Raw genomic sequence first — 17587 nt, 5'->3', positions numbered from 1 at the left:
CCGAGTCGCCCGTGGAAGGGGCCGTGCCGCTACTCGACGCCGATCAGCAGCGGGTAGCCGCCCTGCTCGCCGTCGTAGACGACCAGGTCGACGTCCGGCCGCGTGCGCCGCAGGTGGTCCTCCAGCCGGACGGCGAGCCGTTCGGGCAGGTCGGCGCCGGTGACCAGGGTCACCAGCTCGCCGCCGCCGGCCACCATCCTGTCGATGATCAGCCTCGCCACGCGCTCCAGGTCGCCGCCGATCACCGCCACGTCCCCGTCGATCAGGCCCAGCACGTCGCCCGGCCGGCACACGCCCGCGCTGGTGAACGCCTCCCTGTCCGCCACCGCCAGATGTCCGTACCTGGTGTGGCCGGCGGCGTCCGTCATGGCCACCACGTCGTCGTCGAACCGGCGCAGCGGGTCGTGCACGGCCAGCGCCGACAACCCCTGCACGGTCGCCCTGGTCGGCAGGACGCTGACGACCACGCCGTCCTCGCGGGCGATCTCCGCCGCCGCGACGGCGACCGCGAGGACGCCCTCGTCGTTCGGCAGCACGGCCACCTCGGCGCCCGCCTGCCTGATCGCGGCCAGCAGCTCGGGCAACGCGGGCCGGGTGCCCGGCGCGCGGCGCACCACGACCGCGCCGCTCTCCTCGAACAGCGCCGCGATCCCGTCACCGGCCGCCACCGCCACCACGCCCCTGCCCGCCCTGCCCCGGTGCGTGCGCTCGGCCAGGTACGTGATCCTGACCCGGTGCGGACGCCCCGCCCGCAGCCCCGCCTCCACGGCCGCCCCCGCGTCGGCCACGTGCACGTGCACGTTCCACAGGCCCTCGCCGCCCACCACGACCAGCGACTCGCCCATGGCGTCGAGCTCGTCGCGCAGCCCGGCCACCGCGCGCTCGTCGGCGTCCAGCAGGTACATCACCTCGTAGCCGGCGCCCACCTCGGTCATCGGCGTGACCCGCCCGGTCGGCGCCGGCACGTCGTAGTGGTCGCTGTAGGAGTCGGTGAGCACGGCGGCCAGGGTCTCCAGGACGATCGCCGCCCCCGCCCCGCCCGCGTCCACGACCCCGCTGCGGGCCAGCACGTCGAGCTGCCCCGGCGTACGGCGCAACGCGGCCCGCGCCTCCCGCGCCGCCTGCCGCGCCACCTCGCACGCGTCGCCGTCGGCGTCCCGGGCGGCTCGGGCGGCCGACTCCAGCACGGTCAGCACCGTGCCCTCGACCGGCCTGGCCACGGCCTCCCGGGCGAGCGTGGCCGCCCTGAGCAGGCCGGCACGCAGGTCGGAACCGTCCTTGAGCACCTCGGCCAGACCGCGCAGCGCCTGGCTGACGATGACCCCCGAGTTGCCGTGCGCGCCCACCAGCGCCCCGTAGGCGAGCGTCTGCCACACCACGGCGGCGTCGACGTCGTCGGGCAGGGACTCGACGGCCTCGGCCGCCGACAGCATGGTGAGGTGCAGGTTCGTGCCGGTGTCGCCGTCGGCCACGGGGAACACGTTGAGTGCGTCGATCTCCGGTCTCGCCCGGCCGAGGGCGTCGGCGGCCAGGCGGGCCCAGCGGCGCACCGCGGGCGGGTCGAGGGCCTTCATCTGCGCTCCTTCGACCTCCCCGCATGCGCTACCTTGTTGGAGGAGAATATCCCCGCACCGGCCACCGTCCAGTGCTCTGGTTCGCGCCCAATGGTGTGGATCAGATATTCTCGTCTGGCTGGCCGGTTGTCCCGGCATGCCCTCCGCCCGGAAAGCATCAGCGGACAGGGCTACATCGACTGTTTTAAGGAGCGATACCGTGGCTTCCGTCTGCGATGTCTGCCGCAAGGGGCCGACCTTCGGCAACAACGTGTCCCACTCGCACCGCCGTACCCGTCGTCGTTGGAACCCCAACATCCAGACGGTCCGCGCGGTCGTCGGCGGCACGCCGAAGAAGCTGAACGTGTGCACCTCGTGCATCAAGGCGGGCAAGGTCACCCGCTAGTTCTCGTCTTTCGCGAAGCCCGTCGCTCCTGATTGCTGGAGCGACGGGCTTTCGTCGTGCCCGCCCCCGGCAGTACCGCCTGGGTGGCGCTGAGGGGACGCTGGGGGGCACTGAGCCCGCCGCGGGTGCCACCGGCCCCGGAGGGTGTGGGTCAGCGCCGGACAAGCAGGGGTCAGCGCCAGCGCCAGGCGTGGTCGACCGGGCCGATGCCGGAGCCCAGGGGGAAGCCGCGGGCGATCGCGCCCGTCACGTACTCCTTGGCCTTCCCCACCGCCGTCGGGACGTCGTCGCCCAGCGCGAGCCGGGAGGCCAGGGCCGAGGCCAGGGTGCAGCCCGTGCCGTGGGTGTGGCGGTTGTCCAGGCGTTCGGCGGCGAAGCGGTGCTCGGTCGTGCCGTCGGTGAGGAGGTCGACGGGGGCGCCGGGCAGATGGCCGCCCTTGATGAGCGCCCAGGCCGGGCCCAGCGCGAGCACGGCGTCGGCGGCCCGGCGCAGGTCTCCCTCGTCCTCGACCTTGACGGAGGTGAGCTGCTCCACCTCCCACAGGTTCGGCGTCACGACCGTGGCCACGGGCAGCAGGCGCGTCCTGAGCGTGTCGACGGCCTCGGGGGCGAGCAGCGAGTCGCCGTGCTTGGACACCCCGACGGGATCCACCACCACCGGCGCGTCATAGGCCCCCAGCACCTCGGCCACCGTCTCCACCAGCACCGGCGAGGCCAGCATGCCGGTCTTGACGGCCTGCGCCCCGATGTCGCCCAGCACGGAGTCGAGCTGCGCGCGCACGGCCTCGGGCGGCAGCTCCCAGTAGCCCTGGACGCCCAGCGAGTTCTGGGCCGTGACGGCGGCGATCACGCTCATGCCGTGCACGCCCATCGCCATCATGGTCTTCAGGTCGGCCTGGATGCCCGCACCGCCTCCCGAGTCGGAGCCCGCGACGGTCAGCACACGTGGAGGGGTCGTCATGAATCCCATCCAACCACTCGACCGGCACCAGGCAGGCACTCAGCCGATCGCGCACTCCCCGCCGACCAGCCCGCACGCGCCGGGCTCCTGCGCCTTCCCCGTCGCCGAGTACGTGACGTCCACCGAGCCGCCGGCGGCCAGCGAGCCCGACAGGTCGATGATCAGCAGGTCGCCGTCCTGGGTCCAGGAGCCGCCGTTCACGTCCATGACGCGGCCCTCGACCGGGACGGAGAAGGTGGCGTTCGCCAGCGGGGCCGGCGACTGGTTGGTGACGCGCAGCGTGGCCGAGTACGAGGCGAGCCGCTGCTTGACCGTCTGCCGCACGTTGACCGAGCCGCCGCTGCCTCCGGACCCGGACGTGGAGGTGGTCGCGGGCGCGGGGCTGGTGCCCACCGTGGGGACGACGCCGGTGTCGGAGTTGCCCAGGGGCGTGCCGTCGTCGGTCGGGGCCTCGGAGATCGTCTCCTCGGCCGGCGGCTCCGGCTGCCGCGTCGGCTTGGCCGAGGTCTTCGTCCGCGTCCTGGTGGGCGTGGGGGTGGGGGCCGTGCTGCGGCGCGGGGCGCGGTTGCCGACCGTGGGGGCGGTGGTCGTCGGGGCGTCGGAGGGCGTGCTCGACTCTTCGTCCTCCGTCGGCTCCTCGGAGGGCTCTTCCTCCTCCGTGCCGGGGTCGGAGACCGCCGTGGTCGAGGGGCTGGTGCTGGTGTGGACGGCGGCGCAGCTCGTGTCCGCGCACTTGCCGGGGTCGCCGGAGGAGCTCATGAGCTTCACCCCGGCGACCGTGCCGCCGAGCACGACGGCCACGGCGGCGACCGACAGCAGCGCCATGCGGCCCCTGCCCTTGCCGCTGCCGCCGCCGGTGGGCGCGTTCAGCCCGTCGTCGTCGCCACCGCCGCCGCCCCTGGACGACTTGCGCCGGCCGCCGCGGCGACGGCCACGGGACTCGTCGGACTCGTCCAGATCGTCGAGGTCCTGGTCGGAGGACCAGCCCGAACGCAGGAAGCCGGTCTCGGCCTCCGCCCAGGCGGGGGTGTGCGCTGCGGTCGGCTCCCCGGCCACCTTCACGTCACCGGGCTCCGGCGGCCTCCCGTGGAAAGCGGTGTCGGACCCGGCGGGCACGTCGAACCTGGCCGTACTGCCGGACTCCGGCACGTCGAACCTGGCGGTGCCACCGGGTCCCGGCACGTCGAACCTGGCCGTGCCGCCCGGCTCCGGGGCGTCGAAGGGGCCGGTGTTCCTGCCCTGCCTGTCGAACGGGCCGCTGTCAGGACCCTGCGCGCCGAACGGGCCGGTGTTCCGCCGGGGGGCGTCGAAGGGGCCCGTGGTGCGGCCGGAGGCGTCGAAACTCGGCGGCGGCCCGAAGTCGGGCTGGGCGGAGGGGCCGACGGCGTCCCAGTCGGCCGGGCGGGCGAACGCGCCCGTCACCTCGAACGGCCCGGCCCCGTTCGGCTCGGGGTAGGGAGACCCGGCGAACTGGGGGCCGTTCGGCGGCGGAAAGGGGCCGGCGGGCGCGTCGGACGGCGGGAACCCTGGGGCGGCGTCGGCGGGCACGGCGAAGGCCCCCGTGGTCTCGAACGGCTCGGGCTTCCTGCCGCTGCGCTGCGGCGGACCGTCCTCGCGGCGCGGCATCGGAGCCCACTGCCCCGTCACCTCGACCTGGTCCGGCAACGCCGGCCAGCCCGGCGCCTCGGCCGGCTCGTCGGGACCCCAGAAAGCGCTGCCGTTCCCCCGTTCATCCCCATCGTCGGATCCACCGGTGCCGTGGCGGCCCATGGCTGCCCTTTCTCGCGGTTACAGTGGCCGCCAATCTTCATAACACCTTTACTACGTCCTTGTCACAACAATCCCGCTAGTGCCACCACAAACCCGGAAAATTTCACTTAAATCGGGACAAGTCATCACCGAAAGTGATCCCAGCCGCCCTGTCCCACCTGGCGGCCGTGCACCAGGACACCCTCGCCCTCGACCACCCGGCCCACGACCTGCCACGACGGCGGCAGCCGTACGTCAGCAGGGAAGACCGCGGCGAGCGCGTGATCCTCACCACCCGTGAGCACCCATTCCAGCGGATCCTGCCCCAGCTCCTTGGCCGCCGCCGCCACCGGCTCCCCCACGGTGAACGACTCGGGATCGAGCTCGACGCGTACGCCACTGGCCGCGGCCACGTGCCCGAGGTCCTGCACCAGGCCGTCGCTGACGTCGAGCATCGCGCTCGCGCCCAGCTCGGCCGCCCGCGGCCCCTCCTCGTACGGCGGGCAGGGCCGCCGGTGGGCGGCCACCGCCTCCGCCAGCACGGCCGAACCCGCGGCGACCCCGGCGGCCAGCAGCGCCAGCCCCGCGGCGGCGTACCCCAGCCGCCCGGCCACGGCCACCACGTGCCCCGGCCGCGCGCCGGAGCGCGTCACCGGCGCCCGCCCGCGCAGGTCGCCCAGCGCGGTCACCCCGATGACCACCAGGTCGGACCGGGTGATGTCGCCGCCGACCACGCTCGCGCCGACCACCGCGCACTCCTCGCGGAACCCGTCGGTCAGGGCGTCGAGCCAGGCCACCGGCAGGTCGGCGGGGATGCCGAGCCCGACCACGATGGACGTCGGCACGGCCCCCATGGCGGCGATGTCGGCCAGGTTCTGGGCGGCGGCCTTGCGGCCCACGTCGCGCCCGCCGGACCAGTCGAGCCGGAAGTGCCTGCGCTCGACCAGCAGGTCGGTCGAGACGACCACCCGCCCGTCGGGCGCGGCGACCATGGCGGCGTCGTCACCCGGGCCGAGCATGACCCCCTCTCCCTGGGGCAGGCGTCCGGCAATACGATTTACGACACCGAATTCGCCGAGATCTCCGACTGTGATGACGCACCTCCTGACGCACACAGGGTACGGTGGCCCTTCGGCGTGATCCAATCGCCCGGGAGGACGTGATGGTGCAGGCCTACATCCTTATTCAGACCGAGGTCGGCAAGGCCGCCGCCGTTGCCGAGGAGATCTCCGGAATTCCGGGGGTCACCCAGGCGGAAGACGTGACGGGGCCCTACGACGTGATCGTCCGCGCTGAGGCGCGCAACGTCGACGAGCTCGGGAAGCTGGTCGTTGCGCAGATTCAGGCGGTGGAGGGGATCACGCGTACTCTTACGTGTCCGATCGTTCATATCTGACACATTCGAGGTCTGGGTTCCATGCGCGCCGCCGCCGTCCTGCTCCTTCTTCTGGCACTCGCCGGCTGCGGCGGCGTGGTACAGGTCGATCCGCCCAAGCCTTCGGGGGAGGCGGCGGCGGCCTGTGACAGGCTCGCGTCCCTGCTGCCCAAGACGCTGGACGGCGCCGAGCGCGGCACGTCGGAGCCGACCTCGCCGTACGTGGCGGTCTGGGGGGAGGCGTCCATCGCGGTGCGCTGCGGTGTGCCGCGGCCTGCCCGGATGGCGCCGACCGACCAGCTCCAGGAGATCGACGGAGTGGGCTGGTTCGCCGATCCGGACAAGCCCATCCTGTTCACCGCGGTGGCCGCGCCCACGTACGTGGAGGTCACGGTCGGCGGCGACCACGCGGCGTCCGACGTGCTGGCCGAGCTGTCGGGGCCGATCGGGCGGGCCGTGTCAACGCAGTCCGGCTGAGCGCGACAGCGCGAGCTGGATCAGCCGGTCGACCAGCGCCGGGTACGACAGCCCCGAGGCCGCCCAGAGCTGCGGCGCGACCGACAACGAGGTGAACCCGGGCATCGTGTTGATCTCGTTGAAGACCAGCCGGCCGTCGGGCGTGTAGAAGAAGTCGACCCTGGACAGGCCCTCGCAGTCGAGCGCCTCGAAGGCCCGTACGGCCATCGCGCGCAGCTCCTCCGCGGTCTCGGCCGGGATGTCGGCGGGCACGGTGAGCGACATCTGGTCGGGGTAGTACTTGGCCTCGAAGTCGAAGAACTCCTGGCCGCCCTCGACCTTGACCTCGCCCGGGATCGACGCGGCGGCGGGCTCGTCGCCGAGGGACTCCAGCACCGCGCACTCGATCTCGCGGCCCTCGATCGCGGCCTCGATCAGCACCTTGGGGTCGTGCCGCCGGGCGGACTCCACGGCCGCCTCCAGCTCGGCGCGGTCGTGGGCCTTGGAGATGCCCTGCGAGGAGCCGGCCCTGGCGGGCTTGACGAACACCGGGAAGCCGAGCTCCTCGGCCTCCTTCAGCACGCACTCGCGGTTGAGCCGCCAGTCGCGGTCGCGGACGACGACGTAAGGGCCGATCGGCAGCCCGGCGGCGGCCATCACGGTCTTCATGTGGGCCTTGTCCATGCCGACGGCGCTGGCCAGCACGCCGGAGCCGACGTAGCGGACGCCGGCCATCTCCAGCAGGCCCTGGATGGTGCCGTCCTCGGCGAACGGGCCGTGCATGACGGGGAAGACGACGTCGACCGTGCCGAGCTCGACCGGAATGCTCCCGGGGTCGTAGGCCACCAGCCCGGCGCCGCCGCTGGGCAGCGCGAGCGCGGCTCCCGAGGTGTCGACCGCGGGCAACTCCCCGGCCTCGATGGCGAACCGCTGGTCGGACGCGGCGAGCACCCACCTGCCGTCCTGGGCGATCCCGACCGGGATCACCTCGTACTTACTCCTGTCGATCACATCCAGCACGCTGCCCGCGCCCATGAGGGACACGGCATGCTCAGAATTGCGACCTCCGAAAACGACGGCGACGCGTGGCTTGCTCATGACGTCCGAATCTACCGGGGTGTCCCCCTGACAGCGAGTCGAGCGCGCGGTGGCGTCCGGATTCACAGGCCGTACCGTTCGGGTTTGGGCGAGCGGGACATGAGCAGCATGCCCGCCTCCGACGGCGCCATGCCGTCGTGCACGACCCCGACGACCACCTCGGTGATCGGCATCTCGACGTCGTGCTTCCTGGCCAGCTCAAGGACGGACTCGCAGGACTTCACGCCCTCGGCGGTCTGCTTTGTGGCGGCGACGACCTCGGCGAGGGTCATGCCGCGGCCCAGGTTCTCGCCGAAGGTGCGGTTGCGCGACAGCGGCGAGGTGCAGGTGGCCACCAGGTCGCCCATGCCGGCCAGCCCGGCGAAGGTGTGGGGGTCGGCGCCCAGCGCGGCGCCGAGGCGGGAGATCTCGGCCAGGCCCCTGGTGATGAGCATGGCGCTGACGTTGTCGCCCATGCCCATGCCCGCCGAGACGCCCACGGCCAGCGCGATCACGTTCTTCACCGCACCGCCCAGCTCGACCCCCACCACGTCGGTGTTGGTGTACGGCCGGAACCACGGCGGCAGGTGGCAGGCGGCCTGGAGGCGTTCGGCGACCGACTCGTCGGTGCAGGCGACGACCGTGGCGGCGGGCTGGCGGTGGGCGATCTCCTTGGCCAGGTTGGGCCCGGACACCACCGCGACCCGCTCCTCGGGCACCTCGGCGACCTCGCGGATCACCTCGCTCATGCGCTTGGTCGTGCCCAGCTCGACGCCCTTCATGAGGCTGACCAGGACCGCGTTCGACGGGATGTGCTCGCGCCAGGCGGTCAGGTTGGGCCGCAACATCTGCGAGGGCACGGCCAGCACCACGAAGTCGGCGCCGTCGAGCGCGCGCACGGGGTCGGTGGTGGCGCGCAGCGCCTCGGGCAGCGTCACGCCGGGCAGGTAGTCGGGGTTGGCGTGGTCCTGGTCGATCGCCTCGACCAGCTCCGGCCTGCGCCCCCACAGCGTGACCTCGTTGCCCGCCTCGGCGAGGACCATGGCGAACGTGGTGCCCCACGAGCCCGTGCCGAGAACGGCTGCCTTTGTCATGCCATCACCGCCTGGCGGGATCGTAGGGAGTTTCCGGGGCCTTCTCGCCGCGCAGCTCGGTCAGCTGCTCGGTGATGGCCGCCATGATGTCGGCGGTCGCCTCGCGCAGCACACTGGCGCGCAGGGGCTGCCCCTCGTACTTGGACAGGTCGACCGGCGGGCCGACGGTGACGTGGAAGGTCTTGCGCGGGAACAGCCTGGGCCTCTTGGCGCCGTACGGGAGCAGCTCGTGGGCGCCCCAGTGGGCGATGGGGATGACCTGCGCGCCGCTCTCGAGCGCCAGCCGGGCGGCGCCGGTCTTGCCCACCATGGGCCACAGCTCGGGATCGCGGGTGCAGGTGCCCTCGGGGTAGAACAGGATGGCCGCGCCGTCGCGCAGCCGCTGGGCCGACGAGCTGAGCGATCTGGCCGCCTGGCTGCTGCCCCGCTCGACCGGGATGGCCAGCAGGCCGTTGAGCGCCCGGCCCAGGAAGGGCACCTTGAACAGCGCGGCCTTGGCCAGGATGACCGGCCAGCGGCCGTTGTTGAACAGGAAGTGCGACAGCAGGACGGGATCGCTCCAGGACAGGTGGTTGGCCGCGATGATGATGCCGCCGGTGCGCGGGAGTCGCTCGCCGTTTTGCCAGTCCTTCTTGACCAGGAACCACGACAGCGGCTTCACCACCGCTACGGCGAATGACTCCCAGAAACGCGAAGGTCGCGTGGGGCGGCTCATGGTCTCCTCCAACCCGTACGGTGTGCGCCCCAAGTCTCCCGGTTGGCCGCGTGGGATGTCGAGGCGAGATGCTTAAGCCTATGAGCAACCGCTGGTCTCTGGTCATTCCGGTGAAGACGCTGGTCGCGGCGAAGACCCGGCTGGCGGCCGCGACGGGCCCCCACCGTACGCGCCTGGCCGTGGCCGTGGCCTGTGACACCGTGGCCGCGGCGCTGGCCTGCCCGGCGGTGGCGCGGGTGATCGTGGTGACCGCCGACCCGGCCGCGGCGGGGCCGCTGGGGGCGCTGGGCGCGCAGGTGGTGCACGACCCCGACCGCGGGCTCAACACCGCGTTGCGCACGGGCGCGGCCCATGCCGTACGCGTCGCGCCCGGTGAGGCGGTGGGCGCGCTCCAGGCCGACCTGCCGGCCCTGCGACCGGCGGAGCTGGCGACGGCGCTGGCCGCGGCGGCCGAGTTCGACCAGTCGTTCGTGCCGGACGCCCAGGAGGTCGGCACGACGTTCTACGGCGTGCTCGCGGGGCGGCCGTTCACGCCGCGGTTCGGCGGCGAGTCGCGGGCCAGGCACCTGGCCGGCGGCGCGAAGGAGCTGTGCGTGCCGGGGATCGACTCGCTCCGCCGGGACGTGGACACCCCCGACGACCTGCGCGCGGCCCTCGCCCTGGGCCTGGGGCGGCACACGGCGGCGGTGGTCGCCGACCTGTGGCCGGAGGGGTGACCCTCCGGGCCGCCTCTCGCCCGCCGGGCGGCGGTCGGCTTAGGCTGGACGGCGTGCAGGCGACGGTACGCAGCTTCGACGAGGTCACCCGTTCCGGCTCGGTCTTCCTCGACGACGGGACGGTGCTGGAGTTCGGCACGCGCGCCTTCGACGCGGGGCCGCTGCTGCTGCTGCGCACGGGGCAGCGGGTGAACCTGGCGACCGACGGCGGGCAGATCACCTACATCACGCTGTCGACGTTCCCGATTCCCGCGCCCGAATGACGACGCGGTCCCGGAAAACAGCGAACGCCCGGGCGTGGGCCGCCCGGGCGTGATGTCCGCTGAGACTATTTCTTCTTGCCGACCTGCTTGCCGCCCTCGTTCACCAGGTCCTTGAATTCAGAGCCGGGACGGAACTTGGGCGCCCAGCTCTCGGCGACCTTGATCTCGGCGCCGGTCGACGGGTTCCTGGCAGTGCGGGCGGGCTTGTTCACCATCTCGAACGCGCCGAAGCCCGTGATGGAGACCTTGTCCCCGCTCGCCACGGCCTTCTGGATGGCCTCGATGACCGCGTTGACGGCCTCGGTGGCCGTCCTTTTGTCGCCCACCCGATCGGTGATGGCGTCGACGAGCTCTCGCTTGTTCATGAAAGTCCTGCTCCCCCAGTGACGGCTCGGGGTTCCAGCTCTCGAGTTCGACGTAGAAACCCCTTACGCGCTCGAAAGTAGGCGGGATCGCGGGGGAACTCAATCACCCTGCGTGTTTTCCCCCTCGCGTGGCGTGTCGAGAGCGCTCAGAAAGGCGTCGAGGCGGGCGGCCGCCCTTTCCGGATCGCGCTTGGCGAGATCGCAGATGGACAGGTAGCGGCGGGCCGCCCGTTCCCTGCCGGCGGCGGGGAGCATGCGGACGCGGCGGTGCGCCTCACGCAACCGCCGCGCCAGTTCGTCGTCTTCTAGACGGTCGTCGGCAGCCATGGCTGCCGACCATTCTCGTACGCGGCCACGTCGTCGGCGTGACGCAGGGTCAGGCCGATGTCGTCCAGGCCCTCGGTGAGGCGCCAGCGGGTGTAGTCGTCGATCTCGAACGGCACGACCTCGTCGGCCCAGCGGACCTGGCGTTCCAGCAGGTCGACGGTCACCTGCAGCTTCGGCTCGGCCTCGACGGCGGACTGCAGGGCCTCGACCTTCTCGGCGGGCAGGACGACCGGCAGCAGGCCCATCTTGGTGGAGTTGTTGCGGAAGATGTCGCCGAACCGGGCGGCGATCACGGCGCGGAACCCGTACTGCTGCAGGGCCCACACCGCGTGCTCGCGGGAGGAGCCGGTGCCGAAGTCGGGGCCGGAGACCAGGATCGAGCCGCCCTCGTAGGAGGGGTCGTTCAGGACGAACGTCGGGTCCTCGCGCCAGGCGGCGAACAGGCCCTTCTCGAAGCCGGTGCGGCTGACCTGCTTGAGCCAGACGGCCGGGATGATCTGGTCGGTGTCGACGTTGCTGCGGCGCAGCGGCACCGCCGTACCGGTGTGGGTGGTGAAGGCGTCCATCGGTCTGGTTCTCCTTACAGGTCGGCGGGGGCGGTCAGGCGGCCGGTGACCGCGGTCGCGGCGGCGACCTGCGGCGACACCAGGTGGGTGCGGCCGCCCTTGCCCTGGCGGCCCTCGAAGTTGCGGTTGGAGGTGGAGGCGCTGCGCTCGCCGGGCTTGAGCGTGTCGGGGTTCATGCCGAGGCACATCGAGCAGCCGGCCTCGCGCCACTCGGCGCCGGCGGCCTTGAACACCTCGTGCAGGCCCTCCTGCTCGGCCTGGAGCTTGACCAGCATCGACCCGGGCACGATCAGCGTGCGGGTGCGGACCTGGCGGCCGCGCAGGATCTCGGCGGCCGAGCGCAGGTCCTCGATGCGGCCGTTGGTGCACGAGCCGACGAACACGGTGTCGACCTCGATCTCGCGCAGCGGCGTGCCCGCGGTCAGGCCCATGTACTCCAGCGCGCGCTCGGCGGCCGAGCGCTCGACCGGGTCGGCGAAGCTGTCGGGGCTCGGCACGGACCCGCCCAGCGGCAGGCCCTGGCCGGGGTTGGTGCCCCACGTGACGTACGGGGTCAGCGTCGAGGCGTCGATCTCCACGACCTTGTCGAACACGGCGTCGTCGTCGGTGCGCAGCGACTTCCAGTACTCGACGGCCTGGTCCCACAGCTCGCCCTCGGGGGCGTGCGGGCGGCCCTTGAGGTAGGCGAACGTGGTCTCGTCCGGGGCGATCACGCCGGCGCGGGCGCCCGCCTCGATGGACATGTTGCAGACGGTCATGCGGCCCTCCATGGAGAGCTTGCGCACGGCCTCGCCGCGGTACTCGACGATGTAGCCCTGGCCGCCGCCGGTGCCGATCTTGGCGATGATCGCCAGGATCAGGTCTTTGGCCGTGACGCCGGCGGGCAGCTCGCCCGAGACCTCGATGGCCATCGTCTTCGGCCGGTAGGCGGGCAGCGTCTGGGTGGCCAGCACGTGCTCGACCTCGGAGGTGCCGATGCCGAACGCGATGCCGCCGAAGGCGCCGTGGGTGGAGGTGTGGGAGTCGCCGCACACGATCGTCATGCCCGGCTGGGTCAGGCCGAACTGCGGGCCGATGATGTGCACCACGCCCTGGCCGGCGTCGCCCATCGGGTGCAGCCTGATGCCGAACTCGGCGGCGTTCTTGCGCAGCGTCTCGACCTGGGCCTTGGAGACGGGGTCGGAGATCGGGCCGAGCACGGTCGGGACGTTGTGGTCCTCGGTGGCGATGGTGAGATCGGGCCTTCGCACCTTCCGGCCGGCGAGACGGAGGCCGTCGAACGCCTGCGGACTGGTCACCTCGTGAATGAGGTGCAGGTCGATGTAGAGCAGGTCGGGTTCGCCCTCCGCACGGCGGACGACGTGCTGCTCCCAGACCTTCTCGGCCAGTGTGCGGCCCATGATCTCCTCCTTGAGATTGCCTCCGACTTGCTTTCTCATATGTCGAGACGGCAGTATCGGTGTATGGACAACTCTAGCGGAGTCGGAGTACTCGACAAGGCCGTTCTTGTACTCAATGCCCTGGAAGCGGGTCCCGCTTCCCTGGCTCAGCTCGTCCAGGCCACCGGCCTGGCCCGCCCCACGGCCCACCGGCTGGCCGTCGCACTTGAGCACCACCGCATCGTGAGCCGCGACACCCAGGGCAGATTCGTGCTCGGGCCGCGGCTCGCGGAGTTGTCCACGGCGGCCGGCGAGGACCGGCTGCTCGCGGTGGCCTCGCCCGTGCTGATGCAGTTGCGCGACCTGACCGGCGAGAGCGCGCAACTCTACCGGCGCCAGGGTGACGAGCGGGTCTGCGTGGCGGCGGCCGAGCGGGCCAGCGGCCTGCGCGACACCGTCCCGGTGGGCTCGGCGCTGCCGATGACGGCCGGTTCGGCGGCCCAGATCCTGCTGGCCTGGGAGGAGCCCGACCGGCTGCACAGGGGCCTGCGCGGCGCCAAGTTCACCGCCGCCACCCTCGCCTCCGTGCGCCGCCGCGGGTGGGCCCACAGCGTCGGCGAGCGCGAGCAGGGGGTGGCCAGCGTGTCCGCCCCCATAAGGGGCAGCGGAGGCAAGGTGATCGCCTCCGTCTCGGTCTCCGGGCCCATCGAGCGGCTCACCCGGGCGCCCGGCCGGTTGCACGCCGTGCCCGTCATGGCGGCCGCCGAACGCATCACCGAGGCCATGCGCCGCACGTCATGATCGGCGAAAGCTCGTATTTCGGGGGCCGACTGCCTCGCGGGCGCACTAGCCTGAGTGCGTGACAGATCGCATCGAGGTAGCCGCCACTGAGCTGCGACCCCTGCTCGAAGAGTTCATCATGTGGGCGCGTTCCAACGCGCCCGACAGCGACCCCGAGCTCGTGGGGCCTGCCGCACTCTGGCACCGTCTCGCCTTCTCGCAGGATCTCGGCACGTGGAAGCGTGCCGACCTGCGCAACCTGCTGCTCGACCGCATGCCGAAGGTCGTGGAGGATCCCGACGCCGCCGCCGACGGCATGCTGCCCGCCGTCGACGCGTACCTGACGTTCCTCTCCCAGACCGGCAGGCTCGCCAAGGGCTCCGACTCCCTCGCCGACCTGCAGGCCGAGCTCGACGACGTCGAGGACGAGTTCGTCGAGCTCATGGAAGACCTGCTCGACGACGACGGCGCGGGTGACGACGAGGAGGAGACCGGCGACCTGGGTGACTTCGAGGCGTTCGCCGACGAGCTGGCCGAGCTCGACACGATCAGGTTGCGCCCCGACTCCGAGCTGGCCGCGGCCGCCCGCCAGGCCCCGCTGGTCGCCAAGGCCCGCGACCTGGCGCTGTGGGTCGGCTCCGGCCGCCGCGTCGGCGAGGACACCCTGCTCACCGACACCGAGGTGGAGGAGGCGCTGGCCGCCGTCGGCCTGCCCAGGCCCGAGACCGACGGCCCGGTGGCCGAGGCGGTCCCGCAGCTCTGGAACATCTGGAACCTCGCCGTCGACCTGGAGTTCCTCGAACCGGGCGAGGGCAACACCGTGGCCGTCCAGGACGACACCTCCGAGTGGCCGTTCGACGACGACGAGGACGTCCTCGACGCCTGGATGCTCGGCCTGCACTCGGTCGACTACGGCGACCCCGAGCTCGACGACGACGACCTGACGATGTCGCTGGCCGGCCTGACCCGGGGCCTGCTGGTCAGGCTGCTGCTGGCCGGCGGCTCGCGCGAGCGCGACGACCTGGCCCGCGAGCTGGCCGAGGCCGCCGCCGACCTCGACGAGCTGGGCGGCGACGCCTGGGAGGCGGCCGGCGACCCGCTGGCCCCCGCCATCGACTGGCTGACCGGCTACGGCATGATCGAGGTCGAGGGCACGACCGTGCGCCTCACCCCGCTGGGCACCGAGGGCGTCATCCACCTGGTGGACGACGCCGACATCGAGGTCGACGCCCGGCCCGCGATCGAGTCGATGAGCGCCCACGAGCTGCTCGCGCTGAGCGCCGAGCTGCCCGAGGACGAGGCCGACGCCGAGTTCGCGGCCTGGATGCGGCTCAGGGAGCCGGCCAAGGCCGCCGAGGAGCTGCTCGACGCGGCGGCCGAGGACGAGAGCGACGCCCTCATCCGGGTGCAGGCGGCCAGCGTGGTGGGCACGCTGGGCGAGGCCGCCGTCCCGGCCTGGCAGGCGGCGCTCAAGCAGGCGTCCCTGCGGCCGTACGCGGCGACGCACCTGAGCCAGCTCGGGGTCGAGGGGGCGCCCGAGCCCACCCAGGACGACACCCACTGGCTGATCCTCGACATGTGGACGATCTCGGCCGGGCTGGGGCGTTCCGAGTTCGTCAGCAGCCTGCGGGACATCGGCCCCGACATGGTCAACGGGCTCCTCGAGGTGATCTGGAAGATCCCGCACGCGCACGTTGAGGAGTTGCTGGACCTGATCTCCCAGGTTCACCCCGACAAGCAGATCGCCAAGACGGCCCGCCGCGCCCTGTTCAAGGCCCGCTCCTCGGCCTGATCCCACCACGGCCAGGGCCCCGCGCGACCCGCGCGGGGCCCTGTTCCCGTTCACGGGCGGCCCGTAGAGCGCGAGAGGTTTTGGTTCGCGAGCGGCCCGTGGAACACGAAAAACGCCCCGGTGCTTGACGCACCGGAGCGTTTGGGTGAACGTAGTCCCGACCGGATTCGAACCGGCGCTACCGCCTTGAGAGGGCGGCGTCCTGGGCCACTAGACGACGGGACCTTCGCACAGCTTGTGATTGTGGTAGTCCCGACCGGATTCGAACCGGCGCTACCGCCTTGAGAGGGCGGCGTCCTGGGCCACTAGACGACGGGACCTTGTCCACAAGCTGGTGTGCCGGGCCTCCCCGGCGACGCAGGTAACTCTACCGCACCCCGCAGACCACAACCAACCCGCTTATCAGCGCATGAGATCGGGCCGGTGGCGGCGGACCCAGTCGCCCATCGGCCCCCGTTCCCACAGCGGGTCGATCTCGCCGAGCGGGATCGCGACCTCGGGCCGTCCGGTGACGGGGTCGGCGGGCACCCGGGCCAGGCGCTCGCGCATCCACCACGGCGCCCGCGGCGGGAGCGTGCGCTCGCCCCACCCGACCAGCCCCACCGAGCGCAGGGCCTGGACGCGTACGCGGACGCCGCCGGGCCGGCCCAGGAGCCGCGGGTCGGCCGGCCGGGTGTCCACCACGCCGATCCTGGTGATGTCGGGCCAGCGCAGGCGCACCCGGAAGCCGCGGGCGTCGGCCAGCTCCACGCCCTCCGGCGAGAAGCGCACCACCGTGCCCGCGACCAGCCGGCGGTGCTTGACGACGAGCACGCCGGTCAGGGCCGCCGTGGCGAGCGCGCCGAGCACGACGCCCAGCGCCGAGCTGCCGGTGAGGACGGCCCCGAGCAGCAGGCAGACGGCGAAGAAGAGCACCAGCGGCGCGGCGAACGGGGCGACGAAACGGGCAAGGCCGCCCTCGCGCATGCGGAATTCGTCCATGAGGCGAGGGAGGCTACCCGCCGAGCAGCCCGCGGCGGAAGGCCTCGGCCACGGCGGCGGCGCGGTCGCGGACGTCGAGCTTGGCGTTGGCGTGCAGCAGGTGCGTCTTGACGCCGGCCGCGCTGATGAACAGCTCGGCCGCCGCCTGCCGGTTGGTCGCTCCCCCGGCCTCCAGCGCGGGCAGGACGTCGGTGTCGAACGTCGTGAGCACCAGCACCAGCACCCGCGGCCCGCTCACGCTCAGCTCCCTGATCGCGGCCAGGCCGTCCATGCCGGGCATGCGCAGGTCCATCAGGACGACGTCGGGCCGCAGCTCGGCCGCCAGCCGGACGGCCTGGGCGCCGTCGGCCGCCTCGCGACCTCCAGCGTGCCACCCACCGCGCGGGCCCGCCGGCGCATGCCTTCCACCCCGAAGCCCTCAGCAGCCTCCTGCGGAACGAAACCGCGCCCGTCGTCACGCGGATGTCGAGCATGACGACTTCGTCCGTGTACGACAGGGTCAGGGCCGTCCTGGTGGCATCAGCGTGCTTGGCGACGTTGGCCGGCGCCTCCTGGGCGATGCGGAACAGCGTGGCCTCGACGTCGGCGGACAGGGCGACGGGGGTGCCGCCGCGGACGCGCGCGGCGGGACGGATACCTGGGGGCTGGTGCCGCGGACGTACCTCAGGCACACCCGGGACCGGATGATCCCGCTCGCGCTGCAGGACCGGATGATCAGGGAGGCGGACGCGGCCACCCCGGGCAACAGGTTCGAGGTGCGCACGGTCGACGCCGGGCACGCGGCCACGGCCGCGGAGTACCGGAGCATCAGCGAGATCCTGGACGGCCTGGCGACCTGACGGGCCGCCGACACGAAAAAACGGACGTCTCTCAGGGAGACATCCGTTTCGGGAACTTGCTGGGGTACCAGGACTCGAACCTAGACTAACTGAACCAGAATCAGTCGTGCTGCCAATTACACCATACCCCACCGCTGCGAACCCCTTCTCGGAGCGCGCTTGGCGACGTCCGAAAGAATAGCCCAGCTCGGGG

At 72.4% G+C, this 17587-nt stretch carries 20 protein-coding genes, 3 tRNA genes and 1 pseudogene; 8 read left to right on the top strand and 16 right to left on the bottom strand.

Annotation, left to right across the window (positions count from 1 at the left end; all coding sequences use genetic code 11):
• Window positions 1-29 precede the first annotated feature (29 nt).
• A complete protein-coding gene (locus ABZ444_RS15775) occupies window positions 30-1574 on the bottom strand; it encodes a DAK2 domain-containing protein (protein WP_357996458.1) in 1545 nt (514 codons plus the stop codon).
• 199 nt (window positions 1575-1773) lie between these two features.
• Here ABZ444_RS15775 and rpmB point away from each other — a divergent pair, with 199 nt between their 5' ends.
• On the top strand, window positions 1774-1959 hold the full coding sequence (gene rpmB / locus ABZ444_RS15770) for a 50S ribosomal protein L28 (protein ID WP_043618345.1): 186 nt from the start codon (window positions 1774-1776) through the stop codon (window positions 1957-1959).
• Between the two features lie 172 nt (window positions 1960-2131).
• On the opposite strand, the gene thiD is transcribed toward rpmB, so the two are convergent.
• From thiD to ABZ444_RS15755, 3 genes are all read right to left on the bottom strand, one after another.
• On the bottom strand, window positions 2132-2929 hold the full coding sequence (gene thiD, locus ABZ444_RS15765; RefSeq protein WP_357996455.1) for a bifunctional hydroxymethylpyrimidine kinase/phosphomethylpyrimidine kinase: 798 nt from the start codon (window positions 2927-2929) through the stop codon (window positions 2132-2134).
• A 30-nt stretch (window positions 2930-2959) separates the two neighbouring features.
• Entirely contained in the window at window positions 2960-4585 is a 1626-nt protein-coding gene (locus ABZ444_RS15760) for a hypothetical protein (RefSeq protein ID WP_357996452.1), read from the bottom strand.
• 230 nt (window positions 4586-4815) lie between these two features.
• Window positions 4816-5784 (bottom strand): thiamine-phosphate kinase, encoded by a 969-nt coding sequence (locus ABZ444_RS15755; protein ID WP_357996449.1) that lies wholly within the window; start codon window positions 5782-5784, stop codon window positions 4816-4818.
• 47 nt (window positions 5785-5831) lie between these two features.
• Between ABZ444_RS15755 and ABZ444_RS15750 the strand changes: the two genes are divergently transcribed.
• Complete coding sequence (locus tag ABZ444_RS15750) at window positions 5832-6065, top strand: Lrp/AsnC ligand binding domain-containing protein (RefSeq protein WP_125637145.1); 234 nt, start codon at window positions 5832-5834, stop codon at window positions 6063-6065.
• Between the two features lie 21 nt (window positions 6066-6086).
• Window positions 6087-6521, top strand: coding sequence for a DUF3515 domain-containing protein (locus tag ABZ444_RS15745; protein ID WP_357996446.1), 435 nt, complete (start codon window positions 6087-6089; stop codon window positions 6519-6521).
• Here the strand turns inward: ABZ444_RS15745 and ABZ444_RS15740 are convergent.
• The 3 genes from ABZ444_RS15740 to ABZ444_RS15730 form a co-directional block, all read right to left on the bottom strand.
• Window positions 6504-7598 carry a D-alanine--D-alanine ligase family protein gene (locus ABZ444_RS15740; protein ID WP_357996443.1) on the bottom strand — a complete coding sequence of 365 codons (1095 nt, stop codon included), beginning with the start codon at window positions 7596-7598 and terminating at the stop codon, window positions 6504-6506. The two genes, ABZ444_RS15745 and ABZ444_RS15740, sit on opposite strands and share 18 nt — an antisense overlap.
• Window positions 7599-7660: 62 nt before the next feature.
• Complete coding sequence (locus tag ABZ444_RS15735; RefSeq protein WP_357996440.1) at window positions 7661-8671, bottom strand: NAD(P)H-dependent glycerol-3-phosphate dehydrogenase; 1011 nt, start codon at window positions 8669-8671, stop codon at window positions 7661-7663.
• Between the two features lie 4 nt (window positions 8672-8675).
• Entirely contained in the window at window positions 8676-9386 is a 711-nt protein-coding gene (locus tag ABZ444_RS15730) for a lysophospholipid acyltransferase family protein (protein ID WP_357996437.1), read from the bottom strand.
• 80 nt (window positions 9387-9466) lie between these two features.
• On the opposite strand from ABZ444_RS15730, the gene cofC reads away from it, so the two are divergent.
• Window positions 9467-10102, top strand: coding sequence for a 2-phospho-L-lactate guanylyltransferase (gene cofC, locus ABZ444_RS15725; RefSeq protein WP_357996434.1), 636 nt, complete (start codon window positions 9467-9469; stop codon window positions 10100-10102).
• A gap of 53 nt (window positions 10103-10155) precedes the next feature.
• Window positions 10156-10365, top strand: coding sequence for a hypothetical protein (locus tag ABZ444_RS15720; protein WP_352324833.1), 210 nt, complete (start codon window positions 10156-10158; stop codon window positions 10363-10365).
• Window positions 10366-10430: 65 nt separating this feature from the next.
• Here ABZ444_RS15720 and ABZ444_RS15715 read toward each other — a convergent pair whose 3' ends face one another.
• The 4 genes from ABZ444_RS15715 to leuC all read right to left on the bottom strand — a co-directional run bounded on the left by ABZ444_RS15715 (window position 10431) and on the right by leuC (window position 13023).
• A complete protein-coding gene (locus ABZ444_RS15715; RefSeq protein WP_125637152.1) occupies window positions 10431-10730 on the bottom strand; it encodes an HU family DNA-binding protein in 300 nt (99 codons plus the stop codon).
• Between the two features lie 99 nt (window positions 10731-10829).
• On the bottom strand, window positions 10830-11057 hold the full coding sequence (locus ABZ444_RS15710; protein WP_357996430.1) for a hypothetical protein: 228 nt from the start codon (window positions 11055-11057) through the stop codon (window positions 10830-10832).
• Complete coding sequence (gene leuD / locus ABZ444_RS15705) at window positions 11036-11623, bottom strand: 3-isopropylmalate dehydratase small subunit (RefSeq protein WP_357996427.1); 588 nt, start codon at window positions 11621-11623, stop codon at window positions 11036-11038. Before leuD ends, ABZ444_RS15710 begins: the two co-directional genes overlap by 22 nt.
• A gap of 14 nt (window positions 11624-11637) precedes the next feature.
• Window positions 11638-13023, bottom strand: a complete 1386-nt coding sequence (leuC, locus tag ABZ444_RS15700; protein ID WP_357973094.1) for a 3-isopropylmalate dehydratase large subunit — start codon at window positions 13021-13023, stop codon at window positions 11638-11640.
• Window positions 13024-13086: 63 nt separating this feature from the next.
• On the opposite strand from leuC, the gene ABZ444_RS15695 reads away from it, so the two are divergent.
• Window positions 13087-13803 (top strand): IclR family transcriptional regulator, encoded by a 717-nt coding sequence (locus tag ABZ444_RS15695; protein WP_352319070.1) that lies wholly within the window; start codon window positions 13087-13089, stop codon window positions 13801-13803.
• A 58-nt stretch (window positions 13804-13861) separates the two neighbouring features.
• A complete protein-coding gene (locus tag ABZ444_RS15690; RefSeq protein WP_357996424.1) occupies window positions 13862-15574 on the top strand; it encodes a hypothetical protein in 1713 nt (570 codons plus the stop codon).
• A gap of 152 nt (window positions 15575-15726) precedes the next feature.
• Here ABZ444_RS15690 and ABZ444_RS15685 read toward each other — a convergent pair.
• The 4 genes and pseudogenes from ABZ444_RS15685 to ABZ444_RS15670 all read right to left on the bottom strand — a co-directional run.
• Window positions 15727-15799, bottom strand: a tRNA-Glu gene (locus ABZ444_RS15685).
• A gap of 19 nt (window positions 15800-15818) precedes the next feature.
• Window positions 15819-15894 (bottom strand) — tRNA-Glu (locus ABZ444_RS15680).
• A gap of 82 nt (window positions 15895-15976) precedes the next feature.
• A complete protein-coding gene (locus ABZ444_RS15675; RefSeq protein WP_357996421.1) occupies window positions 15977-16555 on the bottom strand; it encodes a hypothetical protein in 579 nt (192 codons plus the stop codon).
• A gap of 13 nt (window positions 16556-16568) precedes the next feature.
• Window positions 16569-16916 (bottom strand): annotated as a pseudogene (locus ABZ444_RS15670) (response regulator); the annotation flags it as partial.
• A gap of 163 nt (window positions 16917-17079) precedes the next feature.
• On the opposite strand from ABZ444_RS15670, the gene ABZ444_RS15665 reads away from it, so the two are divergent.
• Window positions 17080-17394, top strand: a complete 315-nt coding sequence (locus ABZ444_RS15665; protein ID WP_357996418.1) for a hypothetical protein — start codon at window positions 17080-17082, stop codon at window positions 17392-17394.
• Window positions 17395-17453: 59 nt separating this feature from the next.
• Here ABZ444_RS15665 and ABZ444_RS15660 read toward each other — a convergent pair.
• A tRNA-Gln gene (locus tag ABZ444_RS15660) sits at window positions 17454-17525 on the bottom strand.
• Window positions 17526-17587: the final 62 nt, after the last annotated feature.

The organism is Nonomuraea sp. NPDC005730, from assembly GCF_040630865.1.
In the GTDB taxonomy this organism is placed as follows: domain Bacteria; phylum Actinomycetota; class Actinomycetes; order Streptosporangiales; family Streptosporangiaceae; genus Nonomuraea.
Note: the sequence above shows the minus strand (reverse complement) of the source record. Positions and strands in the feature narration are given on the sequence as shown.